At 71.6% G+C, this 15416-nt stretch carries 11 protein-coding genes and 1 pseudogene; 4 read left to right on the top strand and 8 right to left on the bottom strand.

Annotation, left to right across the window (positions count from 1 at the left end):
* Positions 1-303: 303 nt before the first annotated feature.
* Together afsK and kbpA are read right to left on the bottom strand one after the other, a co-directional pair.
* Positions 304-2658 (bottom strand): protein serine/threonine kinase AfsK, encoded by a 2355-nt coding sequence (gene afsK, locus IE198_RS24655; protein WP_229834293.1) that lies wholly within the window; start codon positions 2656-2658, stop codon positions 304-306.
* A gap of 454 nt (positions 2659-3112) precedes the next feature.
* Positions 3113-3901: pseudogene (kbpA, locus tag IE198_RS24650) on the bottom strand (AfsK-binding protein KbpA); the annotation flags it as partial.
* A gap of 280 nt (positions 3902-4181) precedes the next feature.
* Between kbpA and IE198_RS24645 the strand changes: the two are divergent.
* Both IE198_RS24645 and IE198_RS24640 read left to right on the top strand, forming a co-directional pair.
* Positions 4182-4829, top strand: coding sequence for a TetR family transcriptional regulator (locus IE198_RS24645; protein ID WP_189890218.1), 648 nt, complete (start codon positions 4182-4184; stop codon positions 4827-4829).
* Between the two features lie 178 nt (positions 4830-5007).
* Positions 5008-5499: a hypothetical protein gene (locus IE198_RS24640; protein WP_189890215.1), complete on the top strand. Its 492-nt coding sequence runs from the start codon at positions 5008-5010 to the stop codon at positions 5497-5499.
* An 11-nt stretch (positions 5500-5510) separates the two neighbouring features.
* Here the strand turns inward: IE198_RS24640 and IE198_RS24635 are convergent, their stop codons facing one another.
* The 3 genes from IE198_RS24635 to IE198_RS24625 are packed head-to-tail and all read right to left on the bottom strand — an operon-like array spanning position 5511 to position 7856.
* Positions 5511-6287, bottom strand: coding sequence for an enoyl-CoA hydratase/isomerase family protein (locus IE198_RS24635; RefSeq protein WP_189890212.1), 777 nt, complete (start codon positions 6285-6287; stop codon positions 5511-5513).
* The gene (locus IE198_RS24630) at positions 6284-6706 is read right to left on the bottom strand and encodes a Zn-ribbon domain-containing OB-fold protein (RefSeq protein WP_189890209.1); all 423 of its coding nucleotides are present in this window, start codon (positions 6704-6706) and stop codon (positions 6284-6286) included. Before IE198_RS24630 ends, IE198_RS24635 begins: the two co-directional genes overlap by 4 nt.
* 1 nt (position 6707) lies before the next feature.
* The gene (locus IE198_RS24625) at positions 6708-7856 is read right to left on the bottom strand and encodes a lipid-transfer protein (RefSeq protein WP_189890207.1); all 1149 of its coding nucleotides are present in this window, start codon (positions 7854-7856) and stop codon (positions 6708-6710) included.
* 66 nt (positions 7857-7922) lie between these two features.
* Here IE198_RS24625 and IE198_RS24620 point away from each other — a divergent pair, with 66 nt between their 5' ends.
* On the top strand, positions 7923-9485 hold the full coding sequence (locus IE198_RS24620) for a FadD3 family acyl-CoA ligase (protein ID WP_189890204.1): 1563 nt from the start codon (positions 7923-7925) through the stop codon (positions 9483-9485).
* Between the two features lie 82 nt (positions 9486-9567).
* Here IE198_RS24620 and IE198_RS35535 read toward each other — a convergent pair whose 3' ends face one another.
* From IE198_RS35535 to IE198_RS24605, 3 genes are all read right to left on the bottom strand, one after another.
* The gene (locus IE198_RS35535) at positions 9568-9918 is read right to left on the bottom strand and encodes a hypothetical protein (protein ID WP_229834292.1); all 351 of its coding nucleotides are present in this window, start codon (positions 9916-9918) and stop codon (positions 9568-9570) included.
* Between the two features lie 186 nt (positions 9919-10104).
* A complete protein-coding gene (gene afsR, locus IE198_RS24610) occupies positions 10105-13053 on the bottom strand; it encodes an SARP-family global regulator AfsR (protein WP_189890202.1) in 2949 nt (982 codons plus the stop codon).
* 122 nt (positions 13054-13175) lie between these two features.
* On the bottom strand, positions 13176-13979 hold the full coding sequence (locus IE198_RS24605) for a polysaccharide deacetylase family protein (protein ID WP_189890199.1): 804 nt from the start codon (positions 13977-13979) through the stop codon (positions 13176-13178).
* A gap of 198 nt (positions 13980-14177) precedes the next feature.
* Here IE198_RS24605 and IE198_RS24600 point away from each other — a divergent pair, with 198 nt between their 5' ends.
* Positions 14178-15398 (top strand): amidohydrolase family protein, encoded by a 1221-nt coding sequence (locus IE198_RS24600; protein ID WP_189890196.1) that lies wholly within the window; start codon positions 14178-14180, stop codon positions 15396-15398.
* Positions 15399-15416: the final 18 nt, after the last annotated feature.

Raw genomic sequence — 15416 nt, 5'->3', positions numbered from 1 at the left:
GGGCCCGCCGGACCCCCGAAGGGGGCGTCCGGCGGGCCCGGCGTGGTTCCGGAACCAACGGTGCTCCGTAAGTTGTCGGGCAGCCCGGGCGACGGGCCGGCATGCGGCTCGGCCGTCGACGGCGCACCCCACGCCGACCGGAACGAGCCGCACGCAGAGCAGTCGAACGCCCCATCGGACAGGACCTGGGGAGGAGCCCCCGCAACGGGGCGGGGGCGGAGCCCCGTTCGGGACGGGGGTGTCATCCACGCCGCCAGGCGTAGGGGAGGGCGGGGTTGGGACGGGCCCCGCGCAGCGGGCAGGTCAGCGCGCGCCGCGCCCCGTCGCGGTGCCCTTCACCGCGTCCAGCGCATACACGCACCGGTCCTTGCTGCACGCGTACACCACCCCGCTCTGCACCACCGGCGACCCCGTGATCTCGCCCCCCGTGGCGAGCTTCCAGCGCAGCTGCCCGCCGCTCGCGTCGAGCGTGTACAGCACGTGGTCGGCGGAGCCGAAGTGGACGCGGCCCTCCGCGACGACCGGGGTGCCGACGACTTCGCCGCCCGCGGCGAAGCGCCACATGGGTGTACCCGTCACCGCGTCCAGCGTGTAGAGCGCGCTGCCGCTGCCGACATGGATGTTGCCCGCCGCGACCAGCACCGGCTCGCTCGACTGGCGGGACTCCGTCGCGATGCGCCAGCGGTCCTTGCCGGTCGTGGCGTCGAGGGCGTAGACCGTGCCGAGGTAGTCGGCGAGGTACACGCCGCCGCCGGTCACGGCGGGGCCGGGGGCGAAGGCCGGCGGTGAGAGGAACACGGCCGGCGCCTCGAAGTGCCAGCGCACCAGACCGGACGCGATGTCGGCGGCGAGCACGCGGGTCCCGGCCGAGACGTACACATAGCCGTCGGGCGCCGGCTGCACCCGCACCGGCACGTTCCCGCAGGAGGCCGCGTCGCCGATCGGGTACGACCAGCGCTCCTCACCCGTCCGGGCCTCGAGCGCCCGCAGCCGCGCGTCCTTCCACACGTACACGGTGTCGCCGAAGATCGCGGGCCCGGCCTCGGGGGTCTCGAAGTCGGTCTGGGCGCCGGTGATCTCCCACAGCTTCTCGCCGTTGGAAGCCTCCCAGGCCTGTACGCCGCCGCCGCGGGTGCCGGTGAGGACCGTGCCGCGGTCGACCTTGAGGGAGTACACCCAGGCGTCGGTCCGGAGCCGCCAGCGTTCGTTGCCGGTCGCCGCGTCCAGCGCGTACAGCGTCGGCCCGTCGGAGGCGTGGATGCGGCCGCCGGCGACGGCCATGGCCCAGGCCACGTCCCGGGTCTTGAACTGGCGGCGGCCGGTGCCGACGTCGAGGGCGTGGACCTCGAACGAGGTGACGTACAGCAGGTCCCCGTCGACGACGGGCGTACCCCAGACGTCGTTCGACATGCGGAAACGCCAGGGCCGCCAGTGGCCGGGGCCGGCGTCCGGTGCCTGGGCGGGGGGCGGCACCGGCGCCGGGGACGTGACCGGGCCGGCGGCGTCCACGCCGTTCAGCCCGCCGGGCGGCCGTACCCAGCCGGTGGTGGGTGACGCCTCGGCGACCGCGGCGCGGCCGGTGTCCGCGACCCGGGGGCCGGGGCCGATGGGGACGCCGGAGCCGGGCAGCCGCACCGGGCCGCCCGGCGCGTGCCCGGGAGCGGGCACGAGGGACGGCTGCGGCGGCGCGGGCGGCTCCTGCGGGGCGGGCGGCGGGGTGGCGGGCCGCGAGGGCGCGGGGCGGGCGCCGACGGCGGGCGGCCGGTTGCCGCCGCGGCGCGTCTCGATCATGGCGGTGGCACTGGACGGCAGCCACGCGGAGGCGGTGCCGCTGTCGTCGCCGCCGGACGAGAAGAGGTGCGGTGCGAGCTGTGCCTGCAGGTCCTCGGGGCTCGGCCGCCGCCCGGACTCCATCTGCATGCACGAGTCGATCAGCGGCCGCAGCTCGTCGGGGAGCCCCTCCAGGTCAGGGCCCTCGCGCAGCAGCATGAAAACGGTCTCCACCGGGTTCGCTCCGTGGAAGGGGGCGTGGCCGGTGGCGGCGAAGACCAGCGTGGAGCCGAGCGAGAAGACGTCGCTGGCGCCGGTCACGCTGCGGGAGTCACGCGCCTGCTCGGGCGACATGTAGGCGGGGGTGCCGACGGCGACGTTGGTCATGGTCAGGCGGGTGTTGGAGACACCGGACGCGATTCCGAAGTCGATGACCCGGGGCCCGTCCTCGACGACCAGCACGTTGGACGGCTTGAGGTCGCGGTGGACGAGGCCCGCGCCGTGGATCGACTGCAGGGCCTCTGCGATGCCCGCCGCGAGCCACCGCACCGCCTGGGCGGGCAGCGGCCCGCACTCGTTGACGATCTCCTCGAGGGACGGCGCCGGTACGTACGCGGTGGCCAGCCACGGCACGGCGGCCCGCGGGTCGGCGTCGACCACCGCGGCGGTGTAGAAGCCGCTGACCGCGCGGGCCGCCTCCACCTCGCGCGTGAAGCGGACGCGGAACAGCTGGTCCTCGGCGAGCTCGGTGCGCACGGTCTTGATCGCGACCCGGCGGCCGGACGCCGACCTGGCGAGATAGACCAGTCCCATGCCACCGGCACCGAGCCGGCCCAGCACCTCGAACGGACCGATCCGTCTCGGGTCGTGCTGCGTCAGCTGCTCCATACTTGCGTGCCACCTCCCCGTACGGGCTCCACGAATGGAGCCCGTCATTTTCAGCCCCGTGCAGGGTCTCACCATCGAGCCCCTCAGCGGTGAGCACCCTGATTCTTCCTGTCCGGGGCCATGGTTGCGAACCCGGGGGCGGATCGGGGTGTCTCACCGCGTTTCGGGCACCTCTGTGAGCGTCGCGCGCTGTCGCGGCGTCGCCGCGGGCGGCCTGCGCGGGTACCAATCGCCGCCCGGCTCAACCGGCTTTCGCTGCGGCCGGGCCGGAGTCCTCTTCGCCGTCCTTCCCGGACGCGGAGGCGGAGGCGGAGCCCGAGTCGTCGGAGGGTGCGGCCCTGGCCGCCTCCCGCTCCTCCGCGGCCTCCGGCGCCTGCGGGCCGAACCTGCCGGGTCCGCCGCTCTCCGGCGCCTCCTCGCCGCCCTTCTCACCGCCGGGGGCCGCCGTCCGGTCCGGCGCGGCCAGCACCGCGAAGACGGCGCCCTGGTCGTCGCCGAAGGTGGCGATCCGGCCGTACGGGGTGTCTGCGGGCGCAGTGCGGACGCGGCCGCCGAGCCGGACCACCGTCTCGGCCGCCGCGTCGCAGTCGGTGACGCAGAAGTAGACGAGGAAGTGGTCCGGCATCTCGGGCGGGAACTCGTCGGTGATCAGGCTGCGCCCGCCGACGGCGGTGGCCTCGCCCGGTTCCGTACCGGCGGGCGACCACATACGGAAGCCGGTCATGGGGCCGGTCAGGTCGGTGCCCTGGAAGCCGAACACCGACTCGTAGAAGTCGTCGGTGCGCTTCTGGTCCCGGGTGTACACCTCGGTCCAGCAGAACGAGTTCGGTTCACCGTGCTTCTCGAAGCCCGACCGCTCGCCCCCCTGCCACAGGCCGAACACCGCGCCGCGGGGGTCCGCGACGACCGCCGAGGTCCCGGTGGGGCCCTTGGGCAGCGGGTCGATGATCACCTGGCCGCCCTTGTCGGCGATGCGCCGCCCGAGGGCGGCGGCGTCGGGGGCGGCGAAGTAGACGCCCCAGACGGTGGGCATGCGACCGTCCCGCTTGGGCGTCAGTGCGGCGACGAGCCGTCCGTCGCTGTACGCGTCGGCTTCGCGCCCTCGTACGCCGCCGGGGACCTGGCCGCCGCCCCGATGGGTGAAGGTCCATCCGAAGAGCTCGCCGTAGAAACGCTTGCCCGCCTCCACATCGGGGAGCGATGCGTCCACCCAGCACGGCGTGCCCTCTGTGAATGCGGCCATGGACCTGATTCCTTCCCTGGGTGTGGTGCCCGTCACCATCAAGCTAACGGGGCATCACGCGCTGCGCGCGGAATCAAATCGAACGTTTGCTCGGAAAAATGCGGGTTTGTCGAGGGGAGGGCGATATACGGTGCCCGGCCGGGCCATGTGGGACTGATTTCGTTGAGTTGTCCACCGAAGTTGTCCACAGGCTGTTGATAACATTATTGCTCTCCGTGGTCGGCACCCCATTTGCAGTCGGCCGAATCGCGCCCCGATCACCCCTCGGTAAGCTGACGGCATGACAGGACAAGTGCGCACCGTCGACGGCCGGGTCGCCGGACGACGCGGCCAGGCGACGCGGCAGAAGCTGCTCGACTGCCTCAGCGAGATGCTCAGTTCGTCGCCTTACCGGGACGTCAAAGTCATCGATGTGGCCCGGAAGGCGGGCACTTCACCCGCGACGTTCTACCAGTACTTCCCTGATGTCGAGGGCGCCGTCCTCGAGATCGCCGAAGAAATGGCCAAGGAGGGGGCGGAGTTGACCGAATTGGTCTCCGGCCGTTCCTGGACGGGCAAGGCCGGCTGGCAGACCTCGGAGGAACTGGTCGAGGGTTTTCTCGACTTCTGGCGTCGCAACGACGCCATCCTGCGGGTGGTCGACCTCGGTGCGGCGGAAGGCGACAAGCGGTTCTACAAGATCCGCATGAAGATCCTGAACTCCGTCACCAACTCCCTCACGGACACCGTCAAGGAGCTCCAGGCCAAGGGCAAGGTGGACAAGGCCGTCAGCCCCGCGGCGATGGCCGGGTCGCTGGTGGCCATGCTCGCCGCGGTCGCCTCGCACCAGAAGGGCTTCACCACCTGGGGTGTCAAGCAGGCCGAACTGAAGCCGAACCTCGCGCTGTTGGTGTACCTGGGCATCACGGGCAAGAAGCCGACGAAGTAACCGCGGGGCGGAGCGCATCGCTGCTTGCCGCACGAGAGTCCTGTCACGCCGACGGCCGTCACCCTCAGGGTGGCCGCCGTCGGCACTCTTGTGTTCGGGGGACCGCTCCTGCGCTGCTAGGGTGACGTGCGCTCGTCAAGCGAGCCCATTCGCCGACACTTTCAACGGGGGTTGAAACATGAAGATCCGCCATGTCCGCGCCATCGCCGTGTTCGGAATCGCGCTGGTCGCGCTGACCGGAGCCCGCGGCTCCAGTGGCGGCGGCTGCGACAACTCCAGCAGCTCCAGCAGCTCTTCGAGCAGTGGCGGCAGCGGCAGCCGCGACGACGACAGCGCCGGCAGCACCGGCGGCTCCCTGCCCGGCGGCTCCGGCGCCGACAAGGCCGCACGCGATGTGACCATCGACGAGTGCAAGTACGACGTGGCGACGAAGAACCTCACCGCGAAGATCACCATCGACAACAGCGGTGCGCTGGACTACGACTACAACGTCACCATGAAGTTCACCGGCGACGCCGGCAGCACCGCGGTTCCCGCCACCGCGATGAAGACCGGGATCACGGTTGCCGCGGGCTCCACCCAGACCGCCGAGCTGACCACTCCGTACACCGGCTCCGGCGACGGCTCCGAGTACACCAAGTGCGAGGTCACGCGGGCAAGCCGCAGCTGAGTCCCCGGGGGTCAGCGCAACCGGAAGCCGCCCCTGCCCCGACCGCTCGTGAACAGCTCGGCCTGCCGCTGCGGCGGCAGGTTGCCGAGCGCGACCAGGTGCGGGGCATGGGCGAGCGCCTGCAGACGTGATGCCTCGGTGGCCGACCACACGGCGCGGACCGTTCCCTGGACGGCCTCCGTCGGGTGTGAGGCCACCACCGCCGCGGCGCGCAGCGCCGCCGCTGCAGCGCCGCCCGGCTCGGTCAGTTCGGAGACCAGCCCCACGTCGTACGCCCGTCGGGCCGTCAGCCGCTCCGCCGTGCCCATCAGGGCCGTCCGGGCCACCTCGCCCGCCGGCATCCGCTGCGCCATGAAGACGCTCTCGTAGGCGCTGACCATGCCGTAGGTGGTGTGGGGGTCGAAGAACGTGGCCTCGTGCGAGGCGATCACGAAGTCGCTCTCGCCGAGCAGGTAGAACGCGCCCCCGCAGGCCATGCCCTCCACGGCGGCGATCACCGGCTTCCACAGGTCGTTGGCCTTGGGGCCGATGGTGAGGAGCGGGTCGTCGAGGGAGTAGGGGGAGGGCGGCTGCGGGACCTCGGCAGAGCGGTCGATTCCCGTGCAGAAGGCCTTGCCGCCCGCACCCGTGACCACCGCCGCGCGTACCGACTGGTCGTGGCGGAAACCGCGCCAGACGGCGGTGAGTGCGGCCGCCGTCTCCAGGTCGATCGCATTGTGCTTCGCCGGCCGGTCGAGGGTGACCAGGGCGACGCCCGTGTCCTTGTCGCTCTCCACGCGGATGCTCATGAGCGCTCCAGGAGCCAGCGCGGCATCCCGTCACCGTCGAAGACCACGCGCACACCGGCACCGATGCGCAGCCGCGCAGGGTCGACGGAGTTCAGCGGGGCGTCGGGGGCGGCCACCACATTGCCGACGAGCCGGATGCGCGGGGCGTCCCAGAGCTCGACGACGACCGCGTTGTAGGGGGCCAGCTCCGTGTAGCCGGGGAGCAGCGGCGGATGCGGGACCACGTACGACCAGATGCGGCCGCGGCCGCCCATCCGGCGCCACTCGCTGTCGAACGAACCGCACTGCGGGCAGCACGGCCGGGGCGGGAAGCGCAGCTCGCCGCAGGCCGGTGCGGCGCACGCCTGGAGCCGCAGCTCGCCGCGGGCCGCATACTCCCAGAACGGGGCGCCGTCGTCGTCGATGACCGGTTGCAGCATCTCAACTCCTCAGCAGAACTGCCGACGTCGGTACGCCCTCGCCGGCCGTCACCAGGCAGGTCCCGGCGCCCGGCACCTGGGCCGTGGAGGTGCCCCGCAACTGTTTGACGCCTTCGTTGATCAGATTGAAGCCGTGGACGTACGCCTCGCTGAGGCCGCCGCCGCCGGTGTTCAGCGGCAGCCGGCCGCCGATCTCCAGCGCCCCGCCCTCGGTGAAGGCCGCGCCCTCGCCGCGCCTGCAGAAGCCGTATCCCTCGAGCGACAGCGGGATCAGCGGGGTGAAGGCGTCGTAGATCTGCGCCACGTCGACGTCCTGCGGGCCGAAGTCGGCCCGCTTCCACAGCTGTCGTGCCGCCGTCCAGGCAGGGCCGGTGAGCGGGTCGTCGTTCCAGTAGTTGACCATCCCGTGGTGCTGGGCGGGCAGGCCCTGGGCGGCCGAGTGGATGTACACGGGCCGCTGTCGGCAGTCGCGGGCGCGCTCGGCGCCCACGATCACACAGGCGAGCGCGCCGTCCGTCTCCAGGCAGTTGTCGAAGAGGCACAGCGGCTCGCTGATCCAGCGCGAGGTCATGTACATCTCGCGGGTGAGGGGCCGTTCGTACATCATCGCGGCCGGGTTCTGGTTGGCGCGGTTGCGGCAGGCGAGGGCGACGTTGAAGAGGTGTTCGCGGGTCGCGCCGTACTCGTGCATGTAGCGGCGGGCGAGCATGCCGATCTCGTCGGCGGGCCGCAGCAGCCCGAAGGGGCGGGTCCACTGCGCGGGGGTGGGCAGCTGCACTGCCGTACCGGTCCACGGGCGCGGTCCCGAGCCGCGTTTGCGTGACCGCCAGGCGACGCCGACATCCGCCTGGCCGGTGGTGATGGCGGCGGCCAGATGCGCGAGCGTGGCGCAGGAGCCCCCGCCGCCGTAACCGACCTTGGAGAAGAAGGTGACGTCGCCCGCGCCGACGGCCTTGGCGATCTCGACCTCGTCGGTCTCCTCCATCGTGTACGAGGCGAAGCCGTCCACCTCGGAGGGGGCGATGCCGGCGTCGTCGAGTGCGCCGAGGATGGCGCGGCAGGCCAGCGTCTTCTCCGGCTCCGGCAGCCGCTTGGCGAAGTCCGTCTGACCGATTCCGACTATCGCTGCCTTGTCCTTGAGGGTCGCCATGGCCGGAGCGTACAGCTAATCTGACGTACCGTCAGCTACAGCGGACGGGCGTACGGGAGGCATCCGATGCGACGCGGCGACCTGGAGTGGGGCACCATCGCGCAGCTGGTACGAAGTGCCGCGCAGCGCTACGGGGAGCGGGAGGCAGTCGTCGACGGCCGCACCCGCGTCTCGTACGCGGAACTCGGCGAACGCGTCGAGCGCGCCGCCGCCGCGTGCATCGCCTCCGGGACACTCAAGGGCGACCGGGTCGCGATCTGGGCGCCGAACACCCTCGACTGGATCGTCGCCGCGCTCGGCGCCGTGAGCGCAGGCGGTGTGCTCGTGCCCCTCAACACCCGCTTCAAGGGCACGGAGGCCGCCCATGTGCTCCGCCGTTCCCGCGCAAGACTCCTCTTCGTCACCGGCACCTTCCTCGGCACGTCCTACGTCGCCTCGCTGCGCCGCGCGGACGTGCAGCTTCCCGACCTGGAACAGGTCGTGGTCCTCGCCGACACCGCTCCGCAGGACTACCGCACCTGGAAGGACTTCCTGGCGGGCGGCGACGACGTCCCTGCCACCCGGGTGCGCGAGCGCTCCGACACCGTCACGCCCCGCGACCCGTCAGACATCGTCTACACCTCGGGCACCACCGGCACCCCCAAGGGCGCGGTCATCACCCACGCCCAGACGCTGCGCTGCTACGACCTGTGGAGCGAGCTCGCCGGGCTGCGCGAAGGCGACCGCTATCTCATCGTGAACCCGTTCTTCCACACCTTCGGCTACAAGGCCGGCATCATCGCCTGCCTCACCCGCGGCGCCACGATGGTCCCGCAGCCCGTCTTCAATGTGGACACGGTCCTCGCCAACATCGCCGCCGAGCGCATCTCCGTACTCCCTGGTCCGCCCACCCTGCACCAGTCACTGCTCGACCACCCGGCCCGTGACCGCCACGATCTGAGCGCCCTGCGCCTCGTCGTCACCGGCGCCGCCGTCGTCCCGCTCCGGCTGGTCGAACGGCTGCGCGGCGAGCTGCGCATCGCGACCGTCCTGACCGCGTACGGCCTCTCGGAGGCCGGCGGCCTCGTCACCATGTGTCGCCGGGGCGACGACCCCGGCGTCGTCGCCGCCACCTCCGGCCGTGCGATACCCGGCACCGAGGTCCGTGTCCTCGCCGCACCGGGCGAGCCGGGCGAGATCCTGGTGCGCGGACACAACGTGATGCGGGGCTACTTCGAGGACCCGGAGGGCACGGCCGCCGCGATCACGCCCGACGGCTGGCTGCGCACCGGCGACATCGGCGTCCTCGACGGGGCGGGGAATCTGCGGATCACCGACCGGATCAAGGACATGTTCATCGTCGGCGGCTTCAACGCATACCCCGCGGAGATCGAGCAACTGCTCGGCCTGCACCCGGACATCGCCGACATCGCCGTCATCGGAATCCCCGACCCGCGGCTCGGCGAGGTCTGCAAGGCGTACGCGGTCCGCCGGCCCGGCTCGACCCTCACGTCCGACGACCTGATCGCCTGGTCGCGGCGGGAGATGGCGAACTACAAGGTGCCCCGGCAGGTCGAGTTCGTCACCGAACTGCCGCGCAACGCGAGCGGAAAGGTACTGAAGACCGAGCTGCGCCAAGGCGCCGCCTGACGGCGGTCAGGGGACATGCCACGGCCGCGGCGGCTTCCCCTCCGCGCCGCCGCGGCCGTTCCCCGTCGTGAGTGGCTCCTTGTCAGCCCTTCGGCGGTGCGGGCGAGTGGTGGTCGCCCATCGTCCTGATGGTGCTGCCGTCGGCCGGCGGAACCGGCGAGTGGTGGTCGCCCATCGTCCTGATGGTGCTGCCGTCGGCCGGCGGAACCGGCGAGTGGTGGTCGCCCATCGTCCTGATGGTGCTGCCGTCGGCCGGCGGAACCGGCGAGTGGTGGTCACCGAGCGTCGTGATGGTGCTGCCGTCGGCCGGCGGAACCGGCGAGTGGTGGTCGCCCATCGTGGTGATCGTGTCGTCGGCGGGCGGCGCCGGCGAGTGGTGGTCGCCCATGGTCGTGATCTGCTCGCTGTTCTTCTCGGTGCTGTTCATGTTCATCCCCCGATGGGATCGACCGATGTGGCTGAAGGTGGCCTTCCGCCCAGAGACTCCCCCGATGGCCTCCGGGCAGAAGGCCGAGTACCGGTCCAGTTGGCCCCCCGACGCGTCGGACCGAGCACGATTGAGAGTGTCGGATGAGCATAAACAATCGATGAACGCCCTGGCCCGCGCTTTCCCGCGGGCTCAGGCAGCCCTGAGCGGAGTGGCGAGCAGATGCCGGGCCTCCTCGGCCTCGGCCGCGCCGGACTGTTCGTGCAGCAGGAGCGCCTCGCGCCAGCACGCGCGTGCCCGGTCCGCCTGTCCGAGAACCTCCAGCGCCCTGCCGAGCGTGATCAGAGTGTTCCCGCGGGTCCGGTCGCCGCCGATGCAGCCGATCGCCAGTGCCTGTTCGGCATGCTGGGCTGCCTGTGCGGGGCGCCGCGCGGCGAAATGGGCCTGCGCGATCCGGAAGTGCGTGGTGCCCTCCCACAGCCGTTGCCGGTTCGACTCGAACAGGTCGAGTGCGGTGTGCAGCTCCTGAAGCGCCTCCGCCGGCCGGCCGGCTCCCGTCAACGCGATGCCCAGGGCGTACCGTGCGTTGGCCAACCGCAGTGCATGACCGATCCGGTCGTACAGCGCCACGCCCTCGCGGGCAAGGGCAATGGCCTCGTCCGGGCGGTCGGTGACGACGTGGATCCGCGACAGGTTGCACAGGGCGCTGGCCTCGCCGGGCAGATTGCCGTCCGCCCGTGACCCCGCCATCGCCCGCCGCAGATGCTCCTCGGCCTCGCCGTGGCGTCCCTGGTTGAACGCGATGATCCCCCGGTCGTTGTCGGACCAGTAGACCGGCGCCGGGTCGTTCGCCGCGCGGGCCAGCGACGCTGCCTGCGCGGCCTGTTCGTCGGCCTCGTCGTAACGGCCCGCCACCAGGTGGACGTTGGTCATGGACGTCCGGGCCCGCGCCTCGGTACGGGTGTCACCTGCGGTGCGCGCCACCTCGACCGCCGCGCAGGCCACCGACTCGTAGACCTTCGAGTTCGCACCCGACTCGGCCAGGTTCTGCGCCGCCCAGAGCAGATCGACCGCCCGGCGCAGCTGTGGGCCGGGCGACGCCTGCCTGGCGCAGGCGAGAAGGCAGTTGGCCTCCGCGTACAGCCAGTCCTGCGCGTCCTCGAGGCGTGTGAACGTCAGCCCGGCGTCGCCCGTCGGCTCGAGGTGGGTCACCAGCCGGTCGCCGGGCCGCTCCATGGCGAAGACGCGCGCCGCCGTCGCCAGGTAGAAGTCCAGCAGCCGTGACAGCGCCGCCTCCCGCTCCGCAGGGGGCTGCTCGTCCCTCTCCGCGCATGCACGCGCGTAGAGACGCACAAGGTCGTGGTACCGGTACCGCCCCGGTGCCGCGGACTCCAGCAGGGACGTGTCGACCAGCGCTTCCAGCAGGTCCTCCGTCTCGTGCGGCGGCAGGTCCAGTACGGCCGCGGCCGCGGCGAGCGAGATGTCGGGGCCGTCCGCGAGGCCCAGCAGGCGGAACGCCCGGGCCTGGGCCGGCTCGAGCTGCCCGTAGCCCAGCTCGAACGTGGCCTTCACCGCCAGATCGCCGGCCTGGAGTTCGTCCAGCCTGCGTCGTTCGTCGGCGAGTTTGGCCGCGAGGACCGACACGGTCCAGGTGCGGCGGGCCGCCAGTCGCGAAGCGGCGATGCGGATCGCCAGCGGCAGGAAGCCGCACGCCGCGACCACGTCCAGCGCCGCCTCCCGTTCCGCGCCGACGCGTTCCGCGCCGACGATCCGGGTGAAGAGCTGCAACGCCTCGTCGGGGGACATCACGTCCAGGTCCACCAGGTGCGCACCCGCGAGGTCGACCATCCGGACCCGGCTGGTGATCAGTGCCGCGCACCCGGCGGTGCCGGGCAGCAGGGGCCGGACCTGGGCGGCGTCGCGGGCGTTGTCGAGCAGGACCAGTATCCGCCGCCCGTCCAGTGCCGAGCGGTACAGCGCCGCCCGCTCGTCCAGCGTGTCCGGGATGGCGGAGTCCGCCGTGCCCAGGGCGCGCAGGAACGAGCCGAGGACGGTCTCGGGTTCAGCGGCCCGGTTGCCGGTGCCCTGGAGGTCCACGTAAAGCTGGCCGTCGGGGAAGTGCTTGCGCGCCTGGTGCGCCACATGGACGGCGAGTGTCGTCTTGCCGACGCCGCCGATGCCGGCGAGCGCGGAGACGGCCATCACCGAGCCTTCGGCGGTGGCGAGTTGGCCGCCCAGCTCGGCCACGAAGGACGACCGGCCGGTGAAGTCGGGGACGGTGGCGGGGAGCTGGGCGGGCCGGGTGAGCTGCGGCGCCGGTGCGGACTCCTCGCAGGGGCAGGCCAGTTCGGCGTCGGCCTGCAGGATGCGTTGCTGGAGGCTGGACAGCTCGGGCCGCGGGTCGACACCCAGTTCGTCGGCGAGCAGCCGGCGGGTGTCCGCGTAGACGGCGAGCGCCTCCGCCTGCCGCCCGCTGCGGTACAGCGCCAGCATCAGCAGCTCGCGCAGCCGCTCCCGCAGCGGGTGCGTGGCGGTGAGCGCCGTCAGCTCGGAGACGGCCTCGGCGTGACGGCCGACCTCCAGGTCGATGTCGAGCCGGGTCTCCAGCAGTTGCAGACCCCATTCCACGAGCCGGGTGCGCTGGTTCTCCGCATAGGGTCCCGGCACGTTGGCGAGCGGTTCGCCGTCCCACAGGCCCAGCACCTTGTTGAGCAGTGCCCGGGCCTGGGCGCGGTCTCCCGCCGTGTTGGCCTTGTACGCCTCGGCCGCCAGTTCCTGCGCCACGGCGAGGTCGAGGGCGTCGCGCCCGATGCGCAGCGCGTAGCCGCCCGACTCGCTGACCAAGGTCTCGGAGGTGAGCGCCTTGCGCAGCCGGGAGGCGTATGTACGGACGGCGGCGAGTGCCTGCGACGGGGGTTCCTCGCCCCAGATCGCGTCGATCAGCTCATGGGCCGTGGCGGTGCGTCCGTCGCGGAGCAGCAGCGCGACCAGCAGGGCACGCTGCTGCGGCGAGCCGGGCGGCAGGGTCTGCGCACCCCGCCGCACCCGTACCGGGCCGAGCACGCTGAAGTGGAGCTCGGCGTCTTCGCTCGCGAGCGGAGCGCGCTGGTTCGGTACGCGTGGCCCGCTGTCACGGTCCATTGGTGCCCCCTGCCGGTACTGCCGGAATCGCCCTCGACAGTCTGCCTTGTTGGGGGTGGCCGCGTCAGCAGCGGGGCAACTCCCGCTGCCGACCGCCCGCGTGTTCGACAGGCCCGTTCTGATCAGGGGCGATAGACGGTTCCGGGCTCGGGTGCGGCCGGTGAGAGCAGCTCGGGGACCGTGACGAAGGTGTAACCGCGCTCCTTCAGTTCGGAAATGATCCCGGGCACGGCGGGCACGGTCCCGTCGTAGATGTCGTGCAGCAGGATGATGCCGTCACGGCCGGCCTGGTCGAGGATGCGCTTCTCGATGAGCGCGCTGTCGGTGGTCGAGTAGTCCTTGGCGGTGGCGCTCCACAGGACCTGGGAGAGTCCGAGCTCCTTGCTGACCGCCTTCACCTCGTCGTCGGTACGACCCTGGGGCGGGCGCATCAGCCGCGGCTTCTCGCCGGTTATCTCGGCTATGGCGTCCTGGGTACGGCCGAGCTCCTCGCGTATCCCTTCCTTGTCGAGCTTGTCGAGCCGCTGGTGGGTCCAGGTGTGGTTGGCCACCTCATGGCCCTCGGCGGCGAGGCGGCGCACCACGTCGGGATGCTTGAGCACATGGTTCTTGCCGAGGAGGAAGAAGGTGGCGTGCACCTTCTCCTTCTTGAGGATGTCGAGCAGCTCCGGGGTGTCCTTGCCGGGTCCGGCGTCGAAGGTGAGCGCGATGCACTTCGCCTTCTCGCAGTCGACGGTCTGCGTCGAGCCCGTGCCGCCGTTGTTTCCGCTCGCGAGGGGCTTGCCGTCGGAGTCGGAGGCACCGGCGCGGGCGTCGGCCGGGGACGTGCTGTCGACGGAGCAGCCGGCGAGCGCGAATGTGAGCGCGGCCGCAGCGGCGAGGGCCGGGACAACCCGGGCCCGGCTTTTGTGCGTCCTTGAAGGCATGGCGAGTCTCCCCGTTCGTGGTGGTGCGGTGGCGTGGTCGTGTGCCGGGCGCACGGACCTCGGCGCCGTGCCGGTGGTCGTCCGTACGCGGCGCGACTATACACGCCGTGTATACGCGGAGTGTATAGTGGGTCGGCCCGAACCTCAGGCGCCGCTCGCTCAGCTGACGTACCGTCAGATCAGCGTTACCTTGAAAGCATGGAGACCTTCCCCAAGATCATCTCGGTGGACGACCACACGGTGGAGCCCCCCAACGTCTGGCGGGACCGGCTCCCGTCGAAATACGCCGACACCGGCCCGCGCATCGTCCGTGCACCCCTGAAGGAAATGACCTTCATGGGCGGCAGGTTCGCGCCTGTGATGGGAACGCCCGGCGACGAAGGGCCGGTTGGCGACTGGTGGGTCTACGAGGACCTGCGCCGGCCCCTCACCCGGCTCGACACCGCCGTCGGCTACGACCGCGACGAGATCAAGCTGGAGATCATCACCTACGAGCAGATGCGCCCCGGCTCCTACAGCGTCCCCGACCGCCTCGCCGACATGGACGTCAACCACGTCACGTCCGCGCTCTGCTTCCCGACGTTCCCCCGCTTCTGCGGCCAGACCTTCACCGAGGCCGCCGACCGCGAGCTCGGGCTGCTCGGCGTGCGTGCGTACAACGACTGGATGGTCGAGGAGTGGTGTGGCCCCGAGGCGCGGGGCAGGCTCATCCCGCTGACCCTCGTCCCGCTGTGGGACGCGGAGCTGGCCGCCGCCGAGGTCCGCCGCAACGCGGCGCGCGGTGTGCGCGCCGTCGCCTTCTCCGAGATACCCCCGCACCTCGGGCTCCCCTCCATCCACACGGACGACTGGGACCCGTTCCTCGACGCGTGCGACGAGACCGGCACGGTCATCGCCATGCACATCGGCTCCTCCAGCCGGATGCCGTCCACCTCGGCGGACGCCCCGCCGGCCGTCGGCTCGACGATCACCTTCGCCAACTGCTGTTTCTCCATGGTCGACTGGCTGATGAGCGGCAAGTTCGAGCGATTCCCCCGTCTGCGGGTCATGTACGCGGAGGGCCAGATCGGCTGGATCCCGTACATCCTCGAACGCGCGGACGTCGTCTGGGAGGAGAACCGCGCGTGGGGCGGCGTCGCCGGCAAGGTCACCCGGCCGCCGTCCGAACTGTTCGCCGACCACGTTTACGGCTGCTTCTTCGACGACGCGTTCGGCCTGAAGAATCTCGACGCGATCGGCGTCGGCAACGTTCTGTACGAGACGGACTACCCGCACTCGGACTCCACGTGGCCCAGGTCGAAGGAGGTCGGCGAGTCCCAGATGGGCCACCTGCCGCCGGAGGTGGTCGACCGGATCGTCCGCGGCAACGCGATCGACCTGCTGGGCCTCACGGACGACGGGCTGTGGTCCGGGGCGTAGCCGGTCGCCCGCCGCGGC

Source organism: Streptomyces xantholiticus (genome assembly GCF_014651015.1).
In the GTDB taxonomy this organism is placed as follows: Bacteria; Actinomycetota; Actinomycetes; order Streptomycetales; family Streptomycetaceae; genus Streptomyces; species Streptomyces xantholiticus.
The sequence above is the reverse complement of the archived record's forward strand: the minus strand, read 5'-3'. Positions and strand labels throughout refer to the sequence as shown.